At 31.7% G+C, this 24,245-nt stretch carries 22 protein-coding genes and 2 tRNA genes; 19 read left to right on the forward strand and 5 right to left on the reverse strand.

What is annotated here, in order from left to right:
• Nucleotides 1-366 precede the first annotated feature (366 nt).
• Together RH98_RS09795 and RH98_RS09800 are read left to right on the forward strand one after the other, a co-directional pair.
• The gene (locus tag RH98_RS09795; protein WP_026038836.1) at nucleotides 367-1,635 is read left to right on the forward strand and encodes a M64 family metallopeptidase; all 1,269 of its coding nucleotides are present in this window, start codon (nucleotides 367-369) and stop codon (nucleotides 1,633-1,635) included.
• Between the two features lie 52 nt (nucleotides 1,636-1,687).
• Complete coding sequence (locus tag RH98_RS09800) at nucleotides 1,688-2,197, forward strand: metallophosphoesterase family protein (RefSeq protein WP_010253862.1); 510 nt, start codon at nucleotides 1,688-1,690, stop codon at nucleotides 2,195-2,197.
• Between the two features lie 42 nt (nucleotides 2,198-2,239).
• Here RH98_RS09800 and RH98_RS09805 read toward each other — a convergent pair whose 3' ends face one another.
• On the reverse strand, nucleotides 2,240-2,656 hold the full coding sequence (locus RH98_RS09805; RefSeq protein ID WP_026038837.1) for a DUF4293 domain-containing protein: 417 nt from the start codon (nucleotides 2,654-2,656) through the stop codon (nucleotides 2,240-2,242).
• Between the two features lie 195 nt (nucleotides 2,657-2,851).
• Between RH98_RS09805 and rho the strand changes: the two genes are divergently transcribed.
• From rho to secA, 9 genes are all read left to right on the forward strand, one after another.
• A complete protein-coding gene (rho, locus tag RH98_RS09810) occupies nucleotides 2,852-4,714 on the forward strand; it encodes a transcription termination factor Rho (RefSeq protein ID WP_026038838.1) in 1,863 nt (620 codons plus the stop codon).
• Between the two features lie 178 nt (nucleotides 4,715-4,892).
• Nucleotides 4,893-5,222, forward strand: coding sequence for a hypothetical protein (locus RH98_RS09815; protein ID WP_010253869.1), 330 nt, complete (start codon nucleotides 4,893-4,895; stop codon nucleotides 5,220-5,222).
• A gap of 209 nt (nucleotides 5,223-5,431) precedes the next feature.
• Nucleotides 5,432-5,505: transfer RNA gene (locus tag RH98_RS09820), tRNA-Arg, on the forward strand.
• Between the two features lie 25 nt (nucleotides 5,506-5,530).
• Nucleotides 5,531-5,604: transfer RNA gene (locus RH98_RS09825), tRNA-Arg, on the forward strand.
• Nucleotides 5,605-5,685: 81 nt separating this feature from the next.
• On the forward strand, nucleotides 5,686-6,162 hold the full coding sequence (locus RH98_RS09830; protein ID WP_010253872.1) for a hypothetical protein: 477 nt from the start codon (nucleotides 5,686-5,688) through the stop codon (nucleotides 6,160-6,162).
• 299 nt (nucleotides 6,163-6,461) lie between these two features.
• The gene (locus RH98_RS09835; protein WP_010253875.1) at nucleotides 6,462-7,151 is read left to right on the forward strand and encodes an ABC transporter ATP-binding protein; all 690 of its coding nucleotides are present in this window, start codon (nucleotides 6,462-6,464) and stop codon (nucleotides 7,149-7,151) included.
• A 54-nt stretch (nucleotides 7,152-7,205) separates the two neighbouring features.
• Nucleotides 7,206-7,781 carry a cob(I)yrinic acid a,c-diamide adenosyltransferase gene (locus tag RH98_RS09840; protein ID WP_010253877.1) on the forward strand — a complete coding sequence of 192 codons (576 nt, stop codon included), beginning with the start codon at nucleotides 7,206-7,208 and terminating at the stop codon, nucleotides 7,779-7,781.
• A gap of 131 nt (nucleotides 7,782-7,912) precedes the next feature.
• Entirely contained in the window at nucleotides 7,913-8,134 is a 222-nt protein-coding gene (locus RH98_RS09845) for a DUF2795 domain-containing protein (RefSeq protein WP_002986941.1), read from the forward strand.
• A 92-nt stretch (nucleotides 8,135-8,226) separates the two neighbouring features.
• Entirely contained in the window at nucleotides 8,227-11,346 is a 3,120-nt protein-coding gene (secA, locus tag RH98_RS09850) for a preprotein translocase subunit SecA (protein WP_026038839.1), read from the forward strand.
• Between the two features lie 323 nt (nucleotides 11,347-11,669).
• On the opposite strand, the gene RH98_RS09855 is transcribed toward secA, so the two are convergent.
• The 4 genes from RH98_RS09855 to RH98_RS09870 all read right to left on the reverse strand — a co-directional run bounded on the left by RH98_RS09855 (nucleotide 11,670) and on the right by RH98_RS09870 (nucleotide 15,098).
• Nucleotides 11,670-12,755 carry a peptidylprolyl isomerase gene (locus RH98_RS09855; protein WP_010253909.1) on the reverse strand — a complete coding sequence of 362 codons (1,086 nt, stop codon included), beginning with the start codon at nucleotides 12,753-12,755 and terminating at the stop codon, nucleotides 11,670-11,672.
• A gap of 4 nt (nucleotides 12,756-12,759) precedes the next feature.
• Entirely contained in the window at nucleotides 12,760-13,311 is a 552-nt protein-coding gene (gene gldI / locus RH98_RS09860; RefSeq protein ID WP_026038840.1) for a gliding motility-associated peptidyl-prolyl isomerase GldI, read from the reverse strand.
• Complete coding sequence (locus tag RH98_RS09865; RefSeq protein WP_010253918.1) at nucleotides 13,304-14,326, reverse strand: DHH family phosphoesterase; 1,023 nt, start codon at nucleotides 14,324-14,326, stop codon at nucleotides 13,304-13,306. Before RH98_RS09865 ends, gldI begins: the two co-directional genes overlap by 8 nt.
• A gap of 88 nt (nucleotides 14,327-14,414) precedes the next feature.
• Nucleotides 14,415-15,098 carry a Crp/Fnr family transcriptional regulator gene (locus RH98_RS09870; RefSeq protein WP_010253923.1) on the reverse strand — a complete coding sequence of 228 codons (684 nt, stop codon included), beginning with the start codon at nucleotides 15,096-15,098 and terminating at the stop codon, nucleotides 14,415-14,417.
• Between the two features lie 120 nt (nucleotides 15,099-15,218).
• Between RH98_RS09870 and RH98_RS09875 the strand changes: the two genes are divergently transcribed.
• The 8 genes from RH98_RS09875 (at nucleotide 15,219) to RH98_RS09910 (ending at nucleotide 24,034) form a co-directional block, all read left to right on the forward strand.
• Nucleotides 15,219-17,618 (forward strand): heavy metal translocating P-type ATPase, encoded by a 2,400-nt coding sequence (locus RH98_RS09875; RefSeq protein WP_010253925.1) that lies wholly within the window; start codon nucleotides 15,219-15,221, stop codon nucleotides 17,616-17,618.
• Between the two features lie 67 nt (nucleotides 17,619-17,685).
• Entirely contained in the window at nucleotides 17,686-17,892 is a 207-nt protein-coding gene (gene ccoS, locus RH98_RS09880; RefSeq protein ID WP_010253928.1) for a cbb3-type cytochrome oxidase assembly protein CcoS, read from the forward strand.
• Between the two features lie 23 nt (nucleotides 17,893-17,915).
• The gene (gene ccoN, locus RH98_RS09885) at nucleotides 17,916-20,099 is read left to right on the forward strand and encodes a cytochrome-c oxidase, cbb3-type subunit I (protein ID WP_010253931.1); all 2,184 of its coding nucleotides are present in this window, start codon (nucleotides 17,916-17,918) and stop codon (nucleotides 20,097-20,099) included.
• A gap of 18 nt (nucleotides 20,100-20,117) precedes the next feature.
• Nucleotides 20,118-20,324, forward strand: a complete 207-nt coding sequence (locus tag RH98_RS09890) for a cytochrome c oxidase cbb3-type subunit IV (RefSeq protein WP_010253934.1) — start codon at nucleotides 20,118-20,120, stop codon at nucleotides 20,322-20,324.
• A complete protein-coding gene (locus tag RH98_RS09895) occupies nucleotides 20,321-21,289 on the forward strand; it encodes a cbb3-type cytochrome c oxidase N-terminal domain-containing protein (protein ID WP_010253938.1) in 969 nt (322 codons plus the stop codon). The genes RH98_RS09890 and RH98_RS09895 overlap by 4 nt, the downstream gene beginning before the upstream one ends.
• A 142-nt stretch (nucleotides 21,290-21,431) precedes the next feature.
• Complete coding sequence (gene ccoG / locus RH98_RS09900; protein WP_010253941.1) at nucleotides 21,432-22,856, forward strand: cytochrome c oxidase accessory protein CcoG; 1,425 nt, start codon at nucleotides 21,432-21,434, stop codon at nucleotides 22,854-22,856.
• A gap of 16 nt (nucleotides 22,857-22,872) precedes the next feature.
• Nucleotides 22,873-23,325 (forward strand): FixH family protein, encoded by a 453-nt coding sequence (locus RH98_RS09905; RefSeq protein WP_010253945.1) that lies wholly within the window; start codon nucleotides 22,873-22,875, stop codon nucleotides 23,323-23,325.
• Nucleotides 23,326-23,338: 13 nt separating this feature from the next.
• On the forward strand, nucleotides 23,339-24,034 hold the full coding sequence (locus tag RH98_RS09910; RefSeq protein ID WP_026038841.1) for a sulfite exporter TauE/SafE family protein: 696 nt from the start codon (nucleotides 23,339-23,341) through the stop codon (nucleotides 24,032-24,034).
• Nucleotides 24,035-24,245: the final 211 nt, after the last annotated feature.

Consider the following 24,245-nt stretch of genomic DNA (forward strand, 5'->3'; position numbering starts at 1 on the left):
TTCTTTTCTTTTTCTTTTTGACTTTTTTTTCTTTTGTATGTTTATGTTGTTTATCATTATTCCTTTGCTCTTGTGCTAATAGGGTCGATGTGCAAATAAATGCTAATAATAGGATAAGATTCTTTTTCATAATTATTATTTTTTAATGAACTTATTAAAAATAGTGATAAAAAGTTAAATATTTAATTATTAGTGGTTTATTTTGATATTTTTATTAGATATGCTATTGATACATGTTTTTTTGTTGTTTTTATTATTGCTGCATTATCTCTGTGTTTATCTTTATTAATAAATTTAGTAGGCAGTGAGTGTTTAAATTATTTTATTTTTACCCCTTAACTAACCAGATTGATTAAATTATAGATTATGAAAAAACTTTTTATGTTTTTGCTACTTTGTGTAAGTACTATTGGACATGCACAGGAATTTGAAAAATATTTTGAAGACAAAACGTTGAGATTGGATTATATTTTTGGTGGGGATGTGAATAAGCAATTTATTTTATTAGATGAATTAGCATCTTATCCAGAGTGGTCAGGGCGCAAGCATCATTTAAGCGAAAACGCTTTAAAGGGAAATGGTCAAGTACGTGTTTTTGATACAGAAACAGATAATTTAATTTATACTAATAGTTTTAGTACTTTATTTCAAGAGTGGTTGACTACTGAGGAAGCTACTCGTTTGACAAAAAGTTTTGAGAATGTATTCTTAGTTCCGTTTCCGAAAAATAAAGTTAGAATAGAATTAGTGTTATTTGATATTAATGGAAATGAAAAAGATAAGTTAGTTCATTACGTGGATCCAAAGGATATTTTAATTCATAATAAAGGCTTAGAAAACGTGACAGAACACGTTTACGTTCATAAAGCAAAAGATAATAATAAAGCTATTAATGTAGTCTTTGTCGCTGAGGGATTTCAAGAAAAAGAAATCAACAAATTTATGGATGCTGTAAAAATATCAATAGAGCAGATTTTAGGACACAAACCTTTTGATAAATTTGCTGATAATTTTAATTTTATTGCTGTAAAAAGTGTATCATTGGATTCAGGAGTGAGTGTTCCTCGTAAAGGAAATTGGAAAAAGACAGCCGTTGAATCTAATTTTGATACTTTTTATTCTGAGCGTTATTTAACGACGAATCGCATTAAGAAGCTACACGATATATTAGCAGGTATTCCTTATGAGCATATTATTATTTTAGCAAATACAGATGTGTATGGAGGAGGGGGAATCTTTAATTCTTACACATTGACAACGACAGGACATAAAGATTTCAAACCAGTAGTCGTGCATGAGTTTGGACATAGTTTTGCGGGATTAGCTGATGAGTATTTCTACGAAGAAGATGTGTTAAGTGATTTTATTTCAAATAAAACAGAGCCTTGGGAAAAGAATATCACCACCTTAGTGGATTTTGACAGTAAATGGAAAAAGAAATTAAAAAAAGGAACACCAATACCTACCGATATTAAGGATAGTAAAAAATATACTATTGGTGCATACGAAGGATTAGAGGGACGAAAAATATATAAAGGAACATTAGATTGTAGAATGAAAACAAATCAATATCCTTCTTTTTGTCCAGTTTGTCAAGATGCAATAGAAGAGTTAATTTTGTATTATACGGAATAATTGATAGATAAGCTTCTCGTAAGGGAAGCTTTCTTTTTAAATAAAGATTAGAGTGAAGAACATTTTATTATTATCAGATACACATGGTTGCATAGATGAGCATATTATGAAATATGCAGAGCAAGCGGATGAAATATGGCATGCAGGCGATATTGGCGATCTCAAAGTAACGGATATTTTAAAAACTGTAAAACCGGTGAGAGCTGTATATGGGAATATTGATGGGACAGAAGCTCGCTTAGAGTTTCCTGAAGAACAATTTTTTGAATGTGAAGGCATGAAAATCTATATGACTCACATTGGGGGATACCCTGGTAAATATAAGACAGTTGTTAAAGAGCGTTTAAAAGAATATAAGCCCAATATTTATATCTGTGGGCATTCACATATTTTAAAAGTGCAATTTGATCAACAAAATAATGTGTTGCATATGAATCCTGGCGCAGCAGGAATTAGTGGATTCCATCAGGTGCGTACTATGCTTCGTTTTAAGATTAACGAAGGTAAAATTAGTGATTTGGAGATAATAGAATGGCCTAAAAACAAAAAAGCCGAACTTTAAAGTTCGGCTTTTTTAACGCACTAATAAACTAAGATATTAGGTTTATCGTAAGCGATCCACAGATTTTACAAGATCTTCATCCTTTTTGATGGCTCTGTTAGCTAATACAAGTAACAGGATAGAAACAATAGGGAGGAACATCCCAATACCTTTCTCAGAAATAGCTTCCGCAGTTTCTCCAGATATCATTAGTGTTCGATATACAAATAATCCTACTAGTATAAAATTTAATATTATATTCAGTCGGTTCATCACAAACTGTCTTTTTCTGTTTTTATATCCTAATATAGCAATGATACTCAATGCAGCACTTGCACCAAATAGAATAGCCGTACTAGGAGTGTTCCCTACAAATACTTTATCACCTAGTCCGTTTGTCCATAATGGGGTGAATAAAGAAATAATTCCCATTATAATAAAAACTACAAATAGATAGACTGATTGAATACGTTGTATCATAGTTTGTGAATTGATAAGCACAAAAATAATGTTTCTTTTTAATAAAAACCTATTGTTTTTTAAAATTAATTCGTAATATTGCACTAGTTCTGTCGTAAGTTCTTCATAATACGGCAATTCTAGTTTTAAATTCCATTCTTGTTTTTTAAAAATAAACACACACAACTCAATATTTTATAATCTATAAACATTTATATGTTTGAAATTTCCGAATTACAAAAGATGAAGGTCTCGGATCTTCAAGATATTGCTAAGAAAGCTAAGATAGCTGGTACCTCAGGTTTAAAGAAAGATTTACTTATTAGTAAAATTATTGAACAACAAGGTTCAAATGTAAAAGAAGTAAAAGTAGAAGTTAAACAGGAAAAGAAAATTGCTGCTCCGGCTTCAGTTGTCAAAACAGAAGCAACAGTTGAGTCTGGTAAGGAGAAAGTAAGAAGACCTAGAGTAGCTAAAACAGAAGAGATTGTTGCGAGTAATTTGGCAATGAAAAATCCTTCTGATAAAGCTGAAAATAGTAATCGTGAAGAACGCCAACCTAAGCGTAGAATAGAAGAAGATAAAAGCGTGAATGCAGTAAATACTGCTGCTCCATCAAATACTGTAGATGTAGAGAAAGAGAAGGAGGAACGTAATTTTTCTAAAGATAATAATAAAAGAGATTTTAATAATAAAAAGAAAACGGACAACCGAAAAGATAATAATCAACGCAGAGAGCAACGTCCTAAACAATCTTTTAGAAATAATACTGATGAAGTAGCTGATCATAATACAGTGGATAAAAACAACACTGTTGCACCAGCAGAAATAACTTCAGAATCAGGTTCAAATACAAATACACAAACTACTTCTAGTTCAGAAAACGAACAAAAAAAGGGTCATAACAATAATCAGAATAAGAATAACAAACGCAATAATTATCGCGAACCTGATTATGAGTTCGATGGTATAATTGAAAGTGAAGGTGTTCTCGAGATGATGCCTGATGGATATGGTTTCTTGCGTTCTGCTGATTACAATTATTTATCATCACCTGATGATATCTATCTTTCTCAGTCACAAATACGTTTATTCGGACTAAAAACTGGTGATACTGTAAAGGGAATTGTACGTCCTCCTAAAGAAGGAGAAAAGTTTTTTCCATTGGTAAAAGTATTGAAAATAAATGGTCATAATCCTCAGTCAATCCGCGATCGTGTTTCATTTGAGCATTTAACTCCTTTATTCCCTCAAGAGAAATTTACCTTAGACGGTAAGAGAAGTACTGTTTCGACAAGAATAATGGATATGTTTTCTCCTATCGGGAAAGGACAGCGTGGTATGATTGTCGCTCAACCAAAAACTGGTAAAACAATGTTGCTTAAGGAAGTGGCAAATGCTATTGCGGCTAATCATCCTGAAGCATATTTAATTGTATTACTTATCGATGAGCGTCCTGAAGAGGTGACGGATATGCAGAGAAGTGTAAATGCTGAAGTGATCGCTTCGACATTTGACGAGCCAGCAGATCGCCATGTTAAGGTAGCGAATATCGTTTTGGAGAAAGCAAAAAGATTAGTTGAATGTGGTCATGATGTAGTAATTTTACTAGACTCTATTACTCGTCTGGCTCGTGCATATAATACTGTACAGCCTGCATCAGGAAAAGTATTAAGTGGTGGTGTAGATGCTAATGCTTTACAAAAACCAAAACGCTTTTTCGGAGCAGCTCGTAATATTGAGAATGGAGGATCACTTAGTATTATTGCTACGGCATTAGTAGATACTGGATCTAAAATGGATGAGGTAATCTTTGAAGAGTTTAAAGGTACTGGTAATATGGAGCTTCAGTTAGATAGAAAATTATCTAATAAGCGTATTTTCCCTGCTATTGATATTACATCGTCAAGTACTAGACGTGATGATTTATTATTGGATGCGTCAGCCCTCCAACGTTTATGGGTAGTTAGAAAAGTAGTTGATGATATGAATTCTGTAGAAGCAATGACTTCTATAATTGATAATATTAGAAAAACAGACAATAATGATGATTTCTTGAAAACTTTAAGTGAGAAATAATAAGTTATTGACATAATATAAGGTCTGTTATTGCATTGTAATAGATTTAGGATGAATTAATTTAATTAGTTCATCCTTTTTTTTATATAATAGGCATATAATTATGTTATTTCTTTGTGTGTTATTATTAAATTATTACTTTCGGACAGTAAAAAAACATAAAAAAGTAGATTCTTTCATGAGTGAAGTGATTATCTTTTTAGGGGTTGCTGTTGTAATGTTTTTAATTGTAAGGCGTTTTATAAGTGTTAAGCGATTTAATAGTACAGATGAATATCTTGATTATAAACAGAAAAAAGAAGAAGAGTTAAGGGAATTAGAAGAGGAGTGGGATGATGAATTAATAGATAAGAAAAGCTTTAATTTTTTATTTATTGGAGCAATAGCTACAATCTTATTTTTGGTATTTGGACTGTTTACTGGTAATTCTTTTTATTTTGTATTAATTCTTTTTGTTATTACAGCAATAATTTATCTTTATTTTTCTACTCCAAACTCTAAGTTTTAGGAGATAGGAATTGCTTTGCTATCCTTGTATTTGACTGTTTTTTGATTGTGATAAATTGTTTGATAGAAAAAATGTAAAAAAAATATTAAACACAAATACTTAATAGTAAATAGGTTAAAGTGGTTGGTGAAATAAAGGTGTATTTTTTTTAGGAATAGAGTTTGTAATTAAAGAATAACGTTCTATATTTGCACTCGCAATAAGCAATAGGCCATGTGGCGCAACTGAATAGCGCATCTGATTACGGCTCAGAAGGTTGCAGGTTTGAATCCTGCCATGGTCACAATTTTTAGATTACACACAAACACGGCCACGTGGCGCAACTGAATAGCGCATCTGATTACGGCTCAGAAGGTTGCAGGTTTGAATCCTGCCGTGGTCACAAAAGCTCATCATTTGATGAGCTTTTTTTGTTTAATAATACTATTGTATTTTTGATACTTTATTTTTAATGCTTTGAAGAATGGGAAGAAAGCAACGCTATTTTAGATTTTGGTTAAATTCAGGTAATGAGCATAGTGTTCATTCACCTTTTGTGTTTAATTTATTAACTAAAGGTTTGTATCCAAAAAATTCCCAGTGGAAAAGTAGGTCTAAGAAAGAAGCCTTTCCTTATCGAGTAATACAATATTACAGCCCTAATGCAATATTTAATAGTAGTACTATGAATGTTGATGATTACAATGCAAATAATAATTATGATTTGATATGGATAGGGGCAGATAAAAAATCTAACCTTACGGTTGAACATATTCTTGAAAAAATGCATAACGACACTATAGTAATGATTGATTTTACGGATAAAGGAGTTGTAAATGAAGATTTATGGGATGCAATAGTCCGTAATTCTAATTTTACAGCTACACTTGATTTTTATTATTACGGTTTAGCATACATTCGTAATGAACAATTAAAACAACATTTTATACTTCGCATGTAACTTGCATAATGTTGTTTGGTAAATGACTTTTTATAAATAATTTTGTTTCTCAGCAATGGCAAGTAAATGATTCAAAACTTAATGAATTGAATGAATAAGGAGCTGCTGCCTCAGTATCTTATTAAGTTATATGATTAAGGGTAAAGTGATTTATTTTTTTTTTCTTCTAGATAGAAAATGTAATAATCTTAGATTATCTCATTTAGCTTTATTATTTTTATTACTCACAATATTAGTTCTGTAACGAATAGTGATAATGGACTACTAATAGTTAAGATTAATATTATATAGATGAGGTTATGGATAGTTATATAATTGATATTAAAGATATAAAGCGCGATTTTAGATTAGGATCTGAAATAGTAAAAGTATTGAAGGGTGTTAATTTACAAATTAAGAGAGGGGAATATGTTGCTTTAATGGGGCCATCTGGATCAGGAAAGTCTACATTGATGAATATCTTAGGTTGTTTAGATACTCCTACTTCTGGGTTATATATCCTTAATGGGAAAGATGTAAGTTCTTTAAAAGATGATCAATTAGCCGAAATTAGAAATAAAGAAATAGGATTTGTATTTCAGACATTTAATTTACTTCCTCGCACTACTGCACTGGATAATGTTGCTCTTCCTATGATTTATGCTGGTAAATCAAGTAGCGAGCGAAAGGAAAGAGCTACAGAAGTATTAAATTTAGTTGGATTAAGTGATCGAATGGATCACCATCCTAACCAATTATCAGGTGGGCAAAGACAACGTGTAGCAGTTGCACGTGCTTTAGTAAATCATCCTGCAATTATTTTAGCTGATGAACCTACTGGAAATCTAGATACTAAGACATCATTAGAAATCATGAAGCTTTTTGATGATATTCACGCAAATGGAAATACGGTAATTTTAGTTACACATGAGGAAGATATTGCTGAACATGCTCATCGTATTATTCGATTAAGAGATGGATTGATTGAAAGTGATGAACGTATAAAGTAATTGGTGCCGTATTTGGCTTTTTTATTGTATTTTGGTAATTTAAAAGCTCATTAGATGAAAGTATATACTAAGACAGGAGATAAGGGGACTACGGCTCTATTTGGAGGTACACGGGTTCCTAAACATCATATTAGGATTGATAGTTACGGAACAATTGATGAATTGAATTCCTATATTGGATTAATTAGGGATCAAGAGATAAATGAACAATACAAAACGGTATTGATTGAAATACAAGATCGATTGTTTACTGTCGGTGCTATATTAGCAACGGATCCAGAAAAAATGATTCTTAAAAATGGAAAAGAAAGATTAAATATCCCAAAGATTAGTGAAATGGATATTCTTTATTTGGAAAAACAAATAGATTTGATGGAAGAGAAGCTTCCCCCAATGACACATTTTGTTTTACCTGGAGGACATCAGACTGTGTCATTCTGTCACATTGCTAGATGTATCTGCCGCAGAGCGGAGCGTCTGTCAGTAGCACTAAATGAGCTAGAACCTGTAAATGAGCAGGTACTTATGTATTTGAACCGCCTTTCTGACTATTTATTTGTGTTGGCACGAAAGTTGACTTTCGATTTAGGAGCTAGCGAAGTAAAGTGGATTCCTAGAAAAGAGATGTGAAAAAATATCTTTTCCATTAAAAAACTTAAATTTACTAGTTAGGTTCTTAGAAGAGTATGAAATAAAATAAAAAATGCTTGTTAATTTCATAATAAAAATTATTTTTGCAATAAAATTAAAATCGAATAGAGATGTATTGGACGTTAGAATTAGCATCTTACTTAAGTGATGCTCCATGGCCTGCAACAAAGGATGAACTTATTGATTATGCAATTAGAACAGGTGCTCCTCTTGAGGTAGTAGAAAATCTACAATCTATCGAAGATGAAGGAGAGATTTATGAGTCAATGGAAGAGATTTGGCCTGATTATCCTACAGACGAAGATTATCTTTGGAATGAGGATGAATACTAAGGAAATAATAAATAAAAAAAGCCTTAATTAAGGCTTTTTTTTATTTATTTTTTGAAGATTGAAATATAAAGAAAATATAAATAACATAATTTATGAGTCTCATAAACACGATATTAAAGGTTTTTGTGGGTGATAAATCGGAAAGAGATATCAAACTAATTAAACCATTAGTAGAAAAAATAAAATCACACGAGAGTGCTCTAAGTAGTTTGTCTAATGATGAATTAAGAGCAAAAACGATTTTTTTCAAAGAAAAAATTCAACAATCAAGAGCAGATCAAGATGCAAAAATTGCTTCATATCGCGAAGAAATTGAGAAAACTCAAGATATCGATAAGAGAGAGGCTATCTATGCAGATATCGATAATTTAGAGAAAGTTGCTTATGATAATACTGAAAAAGTATTATTTGACATTCTTCCTGAGGCTTTCGCCGTTGTAAAAGAAACAGCTAAACGATTTAAAGAAAATCCTGTAGTAGAAGTTACAGCTACAGAAGCAGATATTGAATTCGCTAAAACTAAGCCTTATGTTACTATAGAAGGAGATAAAGCTTATTGGGCTAATTCTTGGTCTGCAGCAGGTAAAGAAGTTACTTGGGATATGATCCACTATGATGTTCAAATGATTGGTGGTATTGTACTTCATCAAGGAAAAATTGCTGAAATGCAAACAGGTGAAGGAAAAACATTAGTTGCAACTTCTCCATTATATTTGAATGCATTGACAGGAAAAGGAGTTCACTTAGTTACGGTGAATGATTACCTTGCTAAAAGGGATAGTCAGTGGAAAGCACCTTTATTTGAGTTCCACGGTATGACTGTAGATTGTATTGATAATCACCAACCAAACTCTCCGGGACGTCGTGCTGCTTATGCTGCTGATATTACATATGGAACGAATAATGAATTCGGTTTCGATTATTTAAGAGATAATATGGCTCATACGCCAGAAGAATTAGTGCAAAGAGTACATAATTATGCAATTGTCGATGAGGTTGACTCTGTGTTAATTGATGATGCTAGAACGCCATTAATTATTTCTGGACCGGTTCCGCAAGGAGATCGTCATGAGTTTAATGAATTAAAACCGAAAGTATCTAACTTAGTAGAGATGCAAAGAAAACTTGCTAATGGTTTTCTAGCTGAAGCTAAGAAATTAATACGAGAAGGAAATACTAAAGAGGGAGGTTTCTTATTGCTTAGAGCATATAGAAGTTTACCTAAAAATAAGGCTTTAATTAAGTTCTTGAGTGAAGAAGGTGTAAAACAACTGCTTCAAAAGACTGAGAATCAATATATGCAAGATAATAATCGTGATATGCATAAAGTTGATGAAGCTTTATATTTTGTAATTGAAGAGAAAAACAATCAAGTTCAGTTAACTGACCATGGTATTAAGTTTTTGTCTCAGGATACTGATGAGACTTTCTTTGTATTACCAGATATTGGAACTGAGATTGCTAAGATAGAGGCTAAGAATCTTTCTAAAGAGGAAGAAACTGAAGCAAAAGAGAGACTATTCCAAGATTTTGGTGTAAAAAGTGAGCGTATTCATACTTTGAATCAATTGTTAAAAGCATATACAGTATTTGAAAAAGATACAGAATATGTGGTAATTGATAATAAGATTATGATTGTTGATGAGCAAACAGGTCGTATTATGGATGGTCGTCGTTATTCTGATGGTCTTCACCAAGCAATTGAAGCTAAAGAAAATGTAAAGATTGAAGCTGCAACCCAGACATTTGCTACAATTACATTACAGAACTACTTCCGTATGTATAAGAAGTTAGCGGGGATGACAGGTACAGCTACTACTGAAGCAGGTGAGTTTTTACAAATTTACAAACTTGATGTAGTTGAAATTCCTACTAATAGAGGAATAGCACGTCTTGATAAAGAAGATAAAATTTATCGTTCAGTACGTGAGAAATTTAAAGCAGTTATCGATGATGTAGTAGAATTATCACAAGCAGGTAGACCTGTATTGATTGGTACTACATCAGTAGAGATTTCTGAATTATTGAGTAGATCTCTAAAAATGCGTGGTATTCAACACAATGTACTGAATGCTAAATTACACAAGCAAGAAGCGCAGATTGTAGAAGAAGCTGGTAAACCTGGTATTGTTACTATTGCCACTAATATGGCTGGTCGTGGTACGGATATTAAATTATCACAAGAGGTAAAAGATAAAGGTGGTCTTGCAATTATAGGAACGGAGAGACATGACTCTAGACGAGTTGACCGTCAGTTAAGAGGTCGTGCTGGTCGCCAAGGAGATCCAGGAAGTTCTCAATTCTATGTTTCTTTAGAAGATAACCTTATGCGTTTATTTGGTTCAGAGCGTGTAGCTAAGATTATGGATAGAATGGGGTTAGAAGATGGTGAAGTTATCCAACACTCTATGATGACAAAATCTATCGAACGTGCTCAGAAAAAAGTAGAGGAGAATAACTTTGGTATTCGTAAGCGTTTATTAGAATATGATGATGTGATGAATGCTCAACGTGAAGTTATTTATAAACGTAGAAAACACGCTTTATTTGGTGAACGTCTTAAAGTAGATATTGCAAATATGATGTATGATTTATGTGAGCGTATTATAGATACTAATAAGATGGCTAATGACTATAAAAATTATGAATTTGATATTATTCGTAATTTTGGAGTAAATACAATAGTCTCAGAAGATGAGTTTGCTAAATCTGATGTAGTAACGTTGTCAAATAAACAATATGAAATCGTGTTTAATGCTTATCAAGAGAAATGTGCTAGAAGTGCAGCAGAGGCTTTTAAAGTGATTAAAAATGTTTATGAAAACAATTCAGGGCAGTTTGAGCGTATTGTAGTACCTTTTACAGATGGAGTTAAAACAATCAATATTGTAACTAATCTTGAAGAAGCATATAAATCAGAAGGAAGAACGTTAATCGATGATTTCGAAAAGAATATTACATTGACAATTCTAGATGAAGCTTGGAAAAAACATTTACGCAAAATGGACGAATTGAAACAGTCAGTTCAGTTAGCTGTTCATGAGCAAAAAGATCCATTATTGATTTATAAATTTGAAGCTTTTGAATTATTTAAGAAATCAATTGATGAGATTAACTCAGATGTTACTACTTTCTTAACTAGAGCTGATTTACCTATTCAGAATCAAGAAGTAAATAAAGCAGTGGAAGAAGCTAAGTCAACAGATAACTAAGAATTATCTTTATTTATAAAGAAAGGCAGTTTTTACAAAAACTGCCTTTTTTTATGAGCTTAAATGATGCATTTAAATAGTATTTTTTACTACGTATTGTTATAATTTAGTTGATGTCAGGAAAATGTGTCAATAACTAGTATAACTATACAGAGGCTGGTTAATAATTTAATTATCTACTGCATAAGTCAATTTTGTAATCATTATATTATTAGAGGTTTTATTTGTAACAACTTAAAATTCCTATATTTAATTTGTTAATGTGTGTTGAGATTTTTCTATTTGATAATAGGTGAAATTAAATTAATATTGATTAATAGAATCTATTTCTGATCAATTAATTCTAATTCAAAAATTAAATCTGTATTAGGAGGAATAACACCACCAGCTCCTGCTTCTCCATATGCTAGATGAGAAGGGATAAATATTGTAGCTTTATCACCAATTTTCAATTGTTCAATTCCTTCTATAAATCCTGGGATTAGTCCTGTTTTTACACCGTATTTAAATGGAATAGGGATATATTGATTGTATGCTTCTCTTTGTGGATTTACCATGTCATAGTCTTTAGCAACTTCAATAACACTTGAATCGAAAAGCATTCCATTTTCAAAAAATCCTGAATAATGTATAAAAACTTCTTCGCCAATATTAGGTTTTTTTCTGTTGTCATCTTTGTTTGTTATTACAAAAGATAGACCAGAATCTGTTTTTGTAGCTTCTTGCTTTAGTTTTGCAAATCGCTCAGAAGCATCTTTTTGAGTTTGTGCTAATTTTTCTTCCTTATCCTTTTTGGCTTTAGAATCTTCTTCGAAGTATTTTTTGAAAACTTTAGCAGCATCAAATTTTTTAGCTGCTTTTCCAACTCTTATAATTTTTACAGTTTCAATTTTATCTCCTTTTTCGATAGCATTCACTACGTCCATTCCTTTTATAGTATAACCAAATACACTATGTCGATTATCTAAAAATGGGGTAGGTTTATGAGTTATAAAAAACTGACTTCCGTTAGTAAATGGGCCGCTATTAGCCATAGATAATGTTCCTGGTTTGTCATGGCTTAAAGTTTCATCAAATTCATCTTTAAATACATAACCTGGTCCACCAGCACCTGTTCCGGTAGGATCTCCTCCTTGGATAACAAAATCAGATTCTACTCTGTGAAATACTAAACCATTATAATAAGGTTTACCTTTAAATTCTTTATCTACAAAAGGATTTGTTCCTTCTGCAAGTGATACGAAATTAGCAACTGTCACAGGTGCTTTTTCATATTCTAGCTCTATTACGATATTACCTTTTGTGGTTTTTAAATCAGCATATAAACCATCCGGTAAGTCATTCTTCTGTGATGTACAAGAAGAAATTAGAGCAACAACACTTAATAAAAGACTTGTCATTTTTTTCATATTTTTAGTTATTTTTTTCGATTGATTTTAATTCTATAGTAAATATAAGTGGCTGGTTTTTTGAAATTTTGTTTTTATCACCTAGGTAACTATAGGCAAGAGCCGATGGAGCTAAAGTTTTAATTTTTTCATTTTGCTTCATCAATTTAATGCTATGACGTAAAATTGGTAAAAGTTCTTCTTTGTCAACAATATAGTTAATACTACCTATCTCAGCTGCTGAATAGATTAAACTGTCATGTAAATTTCTAATTTCATAAGTAAAAGTAACATTGTCTCCTGCTTGAGGTTTTAGAGAGTCTTTTAACTCTCTCTGTAAATAAGTATACCAGAAACCATTTTTCGTGTGAGAATAGGTATTGTTTTTATCCTTATTAATATAAGCTGTAAAAGAATCTTCTTCATTCTGTACTAATTCAGTATTTCGCTCGATAGAAGAAGTTAGGGTTGTTTCTCTTTTTTCAGATATGGGTTTTCTAGCCTCTTCTTTTTTAAAACAAGAAGTAACTATAAGAAGACTTATAAAACAGAAAGAGAACTTTATTATTTTAATCATAAAACTCATTTTTGTGTTTACTTATTATTTCTTTAAAGTAAGCAATTGTTTCCTCCAGACTTTTTGTTGATTTACCTCCAGCAGCATTTACATGACCACCACCTTCAAAATAAGCTCTAGCAAGTTTGTTAACATCAAAATTACCTTGAGATCTTAGGGAAATTTTAATAATTCCTTCTTCTTTTCGCTCAATAAAAAAAGCTGTGAAGTCTATACCTTTAATAGATAAACCATAATTTACAAAACCTTCAGAATCACCTTTTTCATGTTTGTATTCTTTAAGTTCTTGGTCTGTTAGATAGATATAAGAGGTATTTAGCTCTGGTAATATTACCATATTTTGTAAAGCTCTACCTAATAACAATAATCTATTGTATGTGCTATTGTCAAATAGTGAATTGTGTATCGTAGGATTTTCTATTTTTTTATCAATTAAATCTGCAACTACTCTATGAGTGTGAGCTGTAGTTTTTGGAAATCTAAAAGAACCTGAATCTGTAACAATACCTGTATAAATACAAGTGGCAGCTTTTTGGTCTACATATTGCGTTAATTGAGTTTTTTCTAAAAGTGTATACAAAAGTTCACAAGTAGAACCGAATTCTGGATAAGAATATGTTAATGTAGCATAGTCACCTGGCATTTGGTGGTGATCTATCATTACAAAAGGTTTGATAAGATTGCTTAGATAATACTCCATTTCATCACCAGTACGCAGTAAAACATTAAAGTCTAATGTAAATACGTAATCAACAGATTGTAATAGCTTCTGTGCTTCTTTTCTATTATTTTCAAAAATAACGATTCCTTCACTACCTGGCATCCAAGCTAAAAAGTGTGGAAAGTCATTAGGAGATATTACATAAGCTTCACTTCCTAAATTTTTTAAAACATGGTATAAACCAAGAGTAGATCCAATTGCGTCTCCATCAGGATTGCGATGAGGTATAATCGCTATTTTCTTTTTAGAGGTTAATATATCTTTTAATTCCTCTATATTATTTTCATTTATCATAATGCGAAAATAAACCATTTTACTATGAAAAGTAAAGGTGGAAGTTAATTTATTGCATAAATAATGAAACTATAATAAAAATTCAGGTTTATTGAGCTAGATTTTTGAGTTCTGTTTTATTAGATAAAATGATTTTTTTACCAGAAAGTTGTATTAAACCTTCTTTTTTCATTTCAGATAATAAGCGAATACAGCTTTCAGTAGCTGTTCCAACCATATTGGCTAAATCTTCTCTTGAAAGATGAATATTTAACGCATGCGTATCTGGTTCTACGCCTCCAAGCTCCTCTAGTTTTAGAAGTACGATTGCTAAGCGTTCTTTTACAGTTTTATGTGTATGATCAGCTAGACCTTTATCTGCATCTTTAAGATGATTACAGATATCTCTTGTAACTAATAATGAGAATTTATTATTATCATTAAAGTAGTCTAACATTTCTTTTTTAGGAATAAAACATACTTGTACATCTTCTAAAGCAGTTGCTGTAAGATTGGAAGCTTCTTCATTTATGATAGAACGTTGACCAAGCAGGTCTCCACTTTTAGCAACCTTAACAATAGTATCTTTTCCATTAGAATTTAGCTTTGTTAGTTTGCAGAAACCATCTTTAATACAGAAAACACCGTTAAGATTATCACCTTCCATAAAGATTGTCTCTCCTTTTCTAACTATGAAGTGTGATTTTGTCTCAGAGATAGTCTGTAACTCTTCTCTAGTAAGAGCTTTTAAAGAACTAAATTCTCTAATAATACATTGTTCACATCTGCCCATAAAAAATGTTTTTACATTGTTAAGAATAACTAGTACAAAGATATAGCTTTTTTATGATAAATGTCATATATTCTCGAGTATTAATCTTGGAAATTTGTAGTAGGTATTAGAGCAAATAAAATGGAAAAAAAAGGGTGTTATCATTGTGGCAATGAGGTAACTGCTTTTAATCGAATTAAATTTGATGAAAAGGAGTTTTGTTGCAATGGTTGTAGAACAGTGTACGAAATATTTAGTGATAATAATTTAGAATGTTATTATGATATGGAGAGTTCACCAGGGGCTACTCCAGAGGAAGCAAATGGTAAATATGACTTTTTAGAGAAAGAGGATATTATCACTAAATTATTAGAATTTAATGAAGGTACTACTTCAATCGTATCCCTCTATATCCCTCATATACATTGTAGTTCCTGTATATGGATTTTAGAGAATTTACATAAGCTGGATAAGGGGGTTTACAGAGTTTTGGTCAACTTTCCTGAAAAGAAAGCAACAATTACATTTAATAGTGAAGAAACTTCATTAAAGTCCATAGTTTTATTACTAAATAAAATAGGCTATGAACCTTATATTAGTTTAAAGAACTATGAAGAAAAACCTCAAAGTGTAGATCGAAGTCTTGTCTATAAGATAGGTATTGCTTTTTTTAGTTTTGGAAATGTTATGATGTTGTCATTTCCTGAATATTTTAACATTGATGATATTTGGATGAGACAGTATAAAGATTTCTTTAGATGGTTGATTCTTTTGATATCTCTACCTGTCTTTCTTTATTCAGCATCACCATATTATATAGCAGCTTGGAAAGGTATCAAAACACGTAATTATACAATAGATATTCCAATGGCTTTAGGTATTATTGTTATGTTTATTAGGAGTGTTGTTGATATCGTGTTTGATTTAGGACCAGGTTTTTTTGACAGCATGACTATGCTTGTTTTCTTTATGCTGTTAGGTAAGTTATTTCAACAAAGAACCTATAATTTTCTATCGTTTGAAAGAGATTATAAATCTTACTTTCCTATTGCTATTACTAAGTTGAATAATGATAATAAAGAAGAGCCTATTCAGGTTTATGAAATAGAGAAAGGAGATCGTCTGTTGATTCGAAATCAAGAATTAATACCTGTAGATTCAATATTAATTTCTAACTCAGCATTTATTGATTATAGTTTCGTAACGGGTGAAGCTGTGCCTGTTGAAAAAAAATCTGGCGATAAATTATTTGCAGGAGGTAAGCAAGTTGGAGACGTTGTAGAAATAGAGGCTATCAATACGGTGTCTCAGAGTTATTTAACGCAATTATGGAGTAATGATGTTTTTCAAAAGAAAATAGATATGAAATACAAGACTATTACCGATACTATTAGTCATTATTTCACTCCAGTTTTATTAACTATATCTATTACAGCCTTTATAGGTTGGGCTTTTGTTGATTTAAATATTGCTTTCAATGTATTTACTGCAATTTTAATTGTAGCATGTCCTTGTGCATTAGCATTAACAGCACCGTTTACACTTGGTAATGTTATTAGGATTATGGGGCGAAAAAAATTCTATTTAAAAAATGTTACAGTGGTAGAACAAATGGCGAAAGTAGATACAATTGTGTTTGATAAGACAGGGACGATTACTACTAATGCTTCTTCTACTATTTCTTATGTTGGAGAAGAGCTATCTAAAGAAGAGCAAGCCGATATAAGAAATATTATTAGGGCATCTAATCATCCTTTAAGTAGAAAACTTTATAGCTTTCTGTCTGCTAAAGTTACTTCTAAACCAGATTTTTTTGAAGAAATAGCTGGGCAAGGTTTAATAGGTGTTATAAATGGTAGATGTTATAAGATTGGGTCTCCTAAATTCTTAGGTATTGCGAATGAGAAGATTGTTAACGAGACATCTGTGTATATAGAAATAGATAATGTTTATAAAGGGAAGTTTGTTTTTGCTAATCATTATCGTAAAGGGTTAATGGATTTATTTGATGCTTTAGATATTGATAATTATAAGTTAGCGATTCTCTCAGGAGATAATAATGGAGAAGCACTTGTATTGCGAAAAATATTACCTGAATCTACACAATTAATTTTTGACCAAAAGCCAGAAGAAAAGCTAGAATATATTAAAGAATTACAAGAGCAAGGACATAATGTGATGATGGTCGGGGATGGGTTAAACGATGCTGGTGCACTTGCCCAAAGTAATGTGGGGGTATCTATATCTGAAAATGTTAATGTTTTTACTCCTGCAAGTGATGCTATATTAGATGCGAACAGATTTAATTCTTTAAGAGACTTTTTGCGATATTCTAAGAATTCTGTTAAAATTATTAAAATTAGTTATATCTTAGCTTTAACATATAATGTGATAGGAATTACGGTTTCAATACTAAATAAGATGTCACCTTTAGTAGCGGCAATATTGATGCCTATTAGTACTATTTCTATAATTAGCTTTGTTACAATATTGACTAATTACTTTGGTAAAAAAAATCTTAAACAAGCTGATTCTAAATAGTGAAACCTAACAATTATCATATTTTAGGAATGTTAAAAATTTTAATTTTGAATTATAATTATTAGGTATGAGTGTTATTTATTTCTTAATCAGTATCAGTGTGGTTGTCGCTGGAATTTTTCTGTACTTATTTATTAAGTCAGTGAAAAGTGGACAATTTGACGATGCGTACACTCCTTCAGTGCGTATGTTGTTCGATGATGAGCTAAAAGAGAATTCTCTAGATGACTCACATAAAGCAAAGGATGAAAAAAAACTAACAAAAGTAAAATAAGAGAAAATCAAATATAAACAACTATGGAAGTGCAACAATTTTATTATGACAACAAAATTGTAAAGAAATTCCTTTATGCATCAATCTTTTTTGGTGCGGTAGGGATGCTGGTAGGACTAGTGTTAGCAGTAATGTTTATATTTCCTAACTTAACGGATGGTATTCCTTGGTTAAGTTTTGGGAGATTAAGACCATTACACACAAATGCAGTAATATTTGCGTTTGTAGGTAACGCTATTTTCGGAGGTATTTATTATTCTTTACAGCGTTTATGTAAAGCTAGAATGTATAGTGATTTTTTAAGTAATCTTCACTTTTACGGCTGGCAATTAATTCTTATCGGTGCTGTAATTACCTTGCCTTTAGGTTATACTACATCAAAAGAATATGCAGAGTTAGAATGGCCTATAGATATTGCAATTGCGATTATTTGGGTGACATTTGGATTAAACATGATTATGACAATTATTAAAAGAAGAGAACGTCATATTTATGTAGCAATCTGGTTCTACTTAGCAACATTTGTAACTGTAGCAGTCTTACATATTTTTAACTCACTTGAGTTACCTGTAAGTGCTCTTAAATCTTACTCAGTATATGCTGGAGTACAAGACGCTTTAGTGCAATGGTGGTATGGACACAATGCTGTGGCATTTTTCCTTACAACTCCATTCCTTGGATTAATGTATTACTATTTACCAAAAGCGGCGAATCGTCCAGTTTATTCTTATCGATTATCTATTATCCACTTCTGGTCATTAATCTTTTTATACATCTGGGCTGGACCTCACCACTTATTATATTCTGCTTTACCAGAATGGGCTCAAAATTTAGGTGTTGTATTCTCAGTAATGTTAATTGCTCCATCATGGGGAGGTATGATCAACGGATTATTAACACTTCGTGGTGTATGGGATAAAGTAAGAGTAGACCCAGTATTAAAATTCTTTGTGGTAGGTATTACTGGTTACGGGATGGCTACTTTCGAAGGACCAATGTTATCACTGAAAAACGTTAACGCAATTGCTCACTTTACTGACTGGATCGTAGCTCACGTTCACGTAGGTGCATTAGCATGGAATGGTTTTATGACCTTTGGTATGGTGTATTGGTTAATACCAAGAATGACAAAAACTCATTTATATTCTAAAACATTAGCTAATTTCCATTTCTGGATTGGTACTTTAGGTATTATATTATATGTTATTCCATTATACGTTGCTGGATTCTCTCAACACTTAATGTGGAAAGATTTCAATCCAGATGGTACTTTAATGTATGGAAACTTCTTAGAAACAGTTACAGCAATTTTACCGATGTATGCTATGCGTGCAATTGGAGGTACGTTGTACTTATCTGGTGTATTTGTATTAATTTATAACGTTTATAGAACTGTAAAAGCAGGCCAACCAATTGAGGACGAATTTGCTGAAGCACCTGCATTACAAAGAATATCTGCTGGTAGAATTAGAGGTGAGGGATGGCATACTTGGTTAGAAAGAAGACCAATTCAATTTACTATTCTTACAACTATTGCAATTTTAATTGGAGGTATGGTACAGATTATTCCAACTATTTTTGTAAAATCTAATATTCCAACAATTACAAGTGTAAAACCTTATTCACCTTTAGAATTAGAAGGACGAGATATATATATTAGAGAAGGTTGTGTTGGATGTCACTCTCAACAAATTAGACCATTCCGTTCTGAGGTTGAAAGATATGGTGAATATTCAAAATCTGGAGAGTATGTATATGACCATCCATTCTTATGGGGATCAAAAAGAACAGGACCTGACTTAATGCGTGTAGGTGGTAAATATTCTGACAACTGGCATTATAACCACTTGTATGATCCACAATCTACATCACCAAATTCTATTATGCCTGGATATAAATGGTTATTTGCTAATAAAGCAAAAGACTATTCAGATATTGAAAAGAAAATGAGTGTAATGAGAACTTTAGGAGTTCCATATACTGATGAGGATATTGAAAATGCTCGTGAATCTATTAAAGAACAAGCTGAATTAATTGCGGAAAATTTAGAAAATGATCCTGATTACGTTAAGTCTTATGAAGATAGTAAAAAACGTGCAGAAGCAAGAGGAGAAGAATTTGTACCTATGAGTGAGCGTGAAGTAGTAGCAGTTATTGCTTACTTACAACGTTTAGGAACAGATATTAAACAGAGAGTTGAAGAATAATATAATAAATGAATCAATATGCTAAAGTTCATTAAACATAATATGGAAACGATTGGAGGAATTGAAATTTTTCCAATCATTGCCCTAATAATTTTCTTTACCTTTTTTGTTGGACTTTTTGTGTGGGTTATTACTTACAAAAAAGAAACCATTCAAGAATTGAGCAACATGCCTTTTATGGATGATGAGACGAATAATGTTGATCCTAATTCCGAAAAATTATGAAAAAGTTTTTTCCAATATATGTGAGAGTTCCGCTTCTATTTGGGATATTTTTTATCCTTGTTGAGTGGTTAGCGGGAGGAAGCAGTGATAAGCCAGCTTTTATTGAACATCCAATTGTTTTAATATTACTTGCTTTGTTTTTATTCGCTTTAATTGCTGTAGAGATTGTTGCTTCAGCTACGAATAAAGTTTTAGAAAAATTAATGACTCCTGAGGAAAGAGCTGAAAAGGCAAGAGAAGAGAGTCTACCATTGTCACAAGCTCCTTGGGTTAAGAAGTTAATGAGTAAAATGACTCGTTCTAAGGGCATTGAAGAAGAACATAATTTACTTTTGGACCACGATTATGATGGTATTAAAGAGTTAAATAATGAATTACCACCATGGTGGGTTGGTTTATTCTACGCAACAATAATCTTTGCAGTTATTTACTTATTAAGATTTGAAGTTTTTGGTGGAGATAGTCAGGTTATGGAATTTGAAAAAGAGATGGCTCATGCTAAAGAGCAAGTTGAAGAGTATAAAAAGAATGCTCCAGATATGCTTACTGCTGAACAAGCTGTGTTTTTGACAGATCCTGCTGATTTAGCTGTTGGTAAAACATTATTTGATACGAATTGTGCAGTTTGTCATAAGGCAGATGGTGGAGGCGCAATTGGACCAAACTTAACTGACGATCATTGGATTTTAGGAGGAGGTATGATGCATATATTTAATACGATATCTGAAGGAGGTCGTCCTGGAAAAGGAATGGTACCTTGGAAATCTACTTTTAAACCATCAGAAATCGAAAAAATTGCATCTTACGTAATTACACTTAATGGTACTGTACCTGCTGAGGCTAAAGCTCCTGAGGGTGATATTATTTGGTCTAAAGCTGATTTAGATAAAGGTGAAGATGAAGCATCTACTAATGAAGCAGAACAAGTTGATGTAAATCAAGCAGACGATTCGAGCGACAACTAGGAATTGTTCTGTTTGTTACAGTATAGTAAAAATTTTATTATACATAATAGCTCTTATTTAATTGAGCTTAAACTAACAATAAAAACACAAAAAATTGGGTGAGTGTTTTCTCACTTACCCAATTTTTTAAAAACACTACATTATGGCTACAATGAGAGATGAAAGTTTCCGTGACTCCATTGGAACAATTGATAAAGATGGTAAACGTGCATGGATTTTTCCTAAAAAGCCTTCAGGACCGTTTTACGATAAACGTAAAATAGTTAGTTATTTATTGATTGCTTTTTTAATAGCTGCACCATTTGTAAAAATTAATGGGAATCAATTTTTATTATTTAATGTTGTAGATAGAAAGTTTAATATTTTTGGCTTTCCTTTTTGGCCACAAGATTTTTACCTTATAGTTATTTCGCTTATAATAGGTGTGGTTTTCGTAACTTTGTTTACAGTTTCCTTTGGTCGTATTTTCTGTGGTTGGATATGTCCACAAACTATTTTCTTGGAGATGGTTTTTAGACGCATCGAATATTGGATTGATGGTGATCGTGGAGCGCAAGCAAGGTTGAGAAAGCAACCTTGGAATAGTGAGAAAATTAGAAAAAGAGTCTTAAAGTGGTTTATTTTCTTCATGATATCTTTTATTATTGCTAATGTCTTTTTAGCATATATTATAGGAAGTGACGAAGTTTTAAAACTTATTCAAGAAGGACCTGCTAGTAATTTAGGTAATTTTATAGGATTATTAATTTTTACAGCAGTATTTTACTTTATTTTCACCTGGTTTAGAGAACAAGTGTGTATTATTGCTTGTCCATATGGACGACTACAAGGGGTATTATTAGATGATAAATCTATAGTAGTTGCTTATGATTATGTTAGAGGAGATGGGCTTACGGGACGTGCAAAATTCAAAAAGAATGAAGATCGTGAAGCTCTTGGTTATGGTGATTGTATTGATTGTAAACAATGTGTGAATGTCTGTCCCACTGGAATTGATATTCGTAATGGTACACAATTAGAATGTGTGAACTGTACAGCTTGTATTGACGAATGTGATCATATGATGGAGAAAGTAGGTTTGCCTAAAGGTCTTATTCGTTATGCTTCTGAAAGCGAAATTGCTGAAAATAAAAAGACTAAGTTCACAGCACGTCAAAAAGGTTATACTGCAGTACTTGCTATTTTAATTGGTATATTAGTAGGGTTATTGTTCTTAAGAACTGATATTGAAGCTACAATTTTACGAGTTGCAGGTCAGAGTTTTATCCATGAAGGTGATAATATTTCAAATGTTTATACCTTTAAGGTTGTAAACAAAACAATGCGTGATTTTGATGATATTACTTTTAAACTAAAATCTCCAGAAGTTGGTGAGATTGATTTAGTAGGAGAAAAAGTAATTAAAGTTACTAAAGAAGGATATGCAGAAGGAACTATGTTTGTGAAGATACCGCAAGTATTATTAGATAGTCATCGTACAAAAATATATATTGAAGTGTATGATGGAGATAAACTAATTCATACTACTTCTACAAACTTCTTAGGTCCACGTACATTAGATATTTAATTTAAAAAGGATAGGTATGAAGTTTAATTTTGGTACAGGAATTGTTATTGCAATGGCATTATTTATGGTGTTTATATTGCAGTACGTTATAAGAGTTCAAGTGGATAGAAAATATGATAATGAGTTGGTTACAGAGAACTATTATCAACAAGAAGTAGAAGTAAATGGTATTCACGATAGGGAGGTACTTGCAAAGCAATTAGATCATCCTGTAGTTATTAGTGAAACTAATGATGGTGGAATATCAATTTCATTTCCAGAAGATTTTGATTTTAATAAAATAGAAGGTAAAATATTCCTAAAAAGACCGTCTGCGCAGAAATTAGACTTTGATATGCCTATATCTTTGTCTTCTTCCAATTTGCTCATACCTAACACAAATCTTGCAGGCGGTCGTTGGGATATTATTGTAGAGTGGAGTTATAATGACTCAGCTTACAGAAATGCACAAAAATTAAATTTAAAGTAATTAATTTTAATAAGTGATTACAGCTGTTATTTTTGGTTTAATCAGTAGCTTACATTGTATTGGGATGTGTGGTCCTATTGCTATGATGCTACCTGTGTCTAAAAATAATCAAGCAAAAAAAGTTATGCAGATTTGTACCTATCATTTAGGTAGAATATCTGCATATTCTTTTTTAGGTCTAGTTTTTGGTATATTTGGGAAAGGTCTTTTCTTAGCTGGTCTACAACAACAATTATCTATTATTGTTGGTTTACTTATGATTCTTTTTGTTGTGATACCTCAAAATAAATTAGGCAAGTTTAGTTTTCTACAGCCTATTTATGTGTTAGTGACCAAATTACAAAAAGCTCTAGGTGGTCAATTTAAAAAACAAACGTTTAGTTCACTTTATTTAATAGGTTTTTTTAATGGCTTTTTGCCTTGTGGAATGGTTTATGTCGCTCTATTTGGTGCTTTAGCCACACAGAGTATTGGTTTAGGTATTGCCTATATGGCATTATTTGGGTTGGGAACTATTCCTTTGATGAGCAGTATAATTTTTGTACGGGATTTGTTTTCGGTAAAACTGCGAAGTGCTATTATGAAGTATTATCCTGTTATTATTGTTTTATTTGGGATGCTTTTTATAATTAGAGGATTAGGATTAGATATTCCGTTTATGTCGCCGGACACTCTAAATTTGTTTGTTAGAAGTGAGGCTGACTGTTAGTCCTTTTGTCTTTATATTGTAAATTATCTTTAAAGTTTTTTTCTAACTAGAAAAAAACTTTTCTTTTTATGTGACTTTTTAGTTAGTCTGTTGTCTTAATAGTGAACAAACAAATAAGAAGTGTTATTATTTTATTTGCTGTGAAAAAGGAAGCTTTTTTAATGTTTGTTTTGTTGTTTGATACTAAAGAAATTTAGTCAATACTACGTGT

Source organism: Myroides injenensis M09-0166 (assembly GCF_000246945.1).
Classification (GTDB): Bacteria; Bacteroidota; Bacteroidia; order Flavobacteriales; family Flavobacteriaceae; genus Flavobacterium; species Flavobacterium injenense.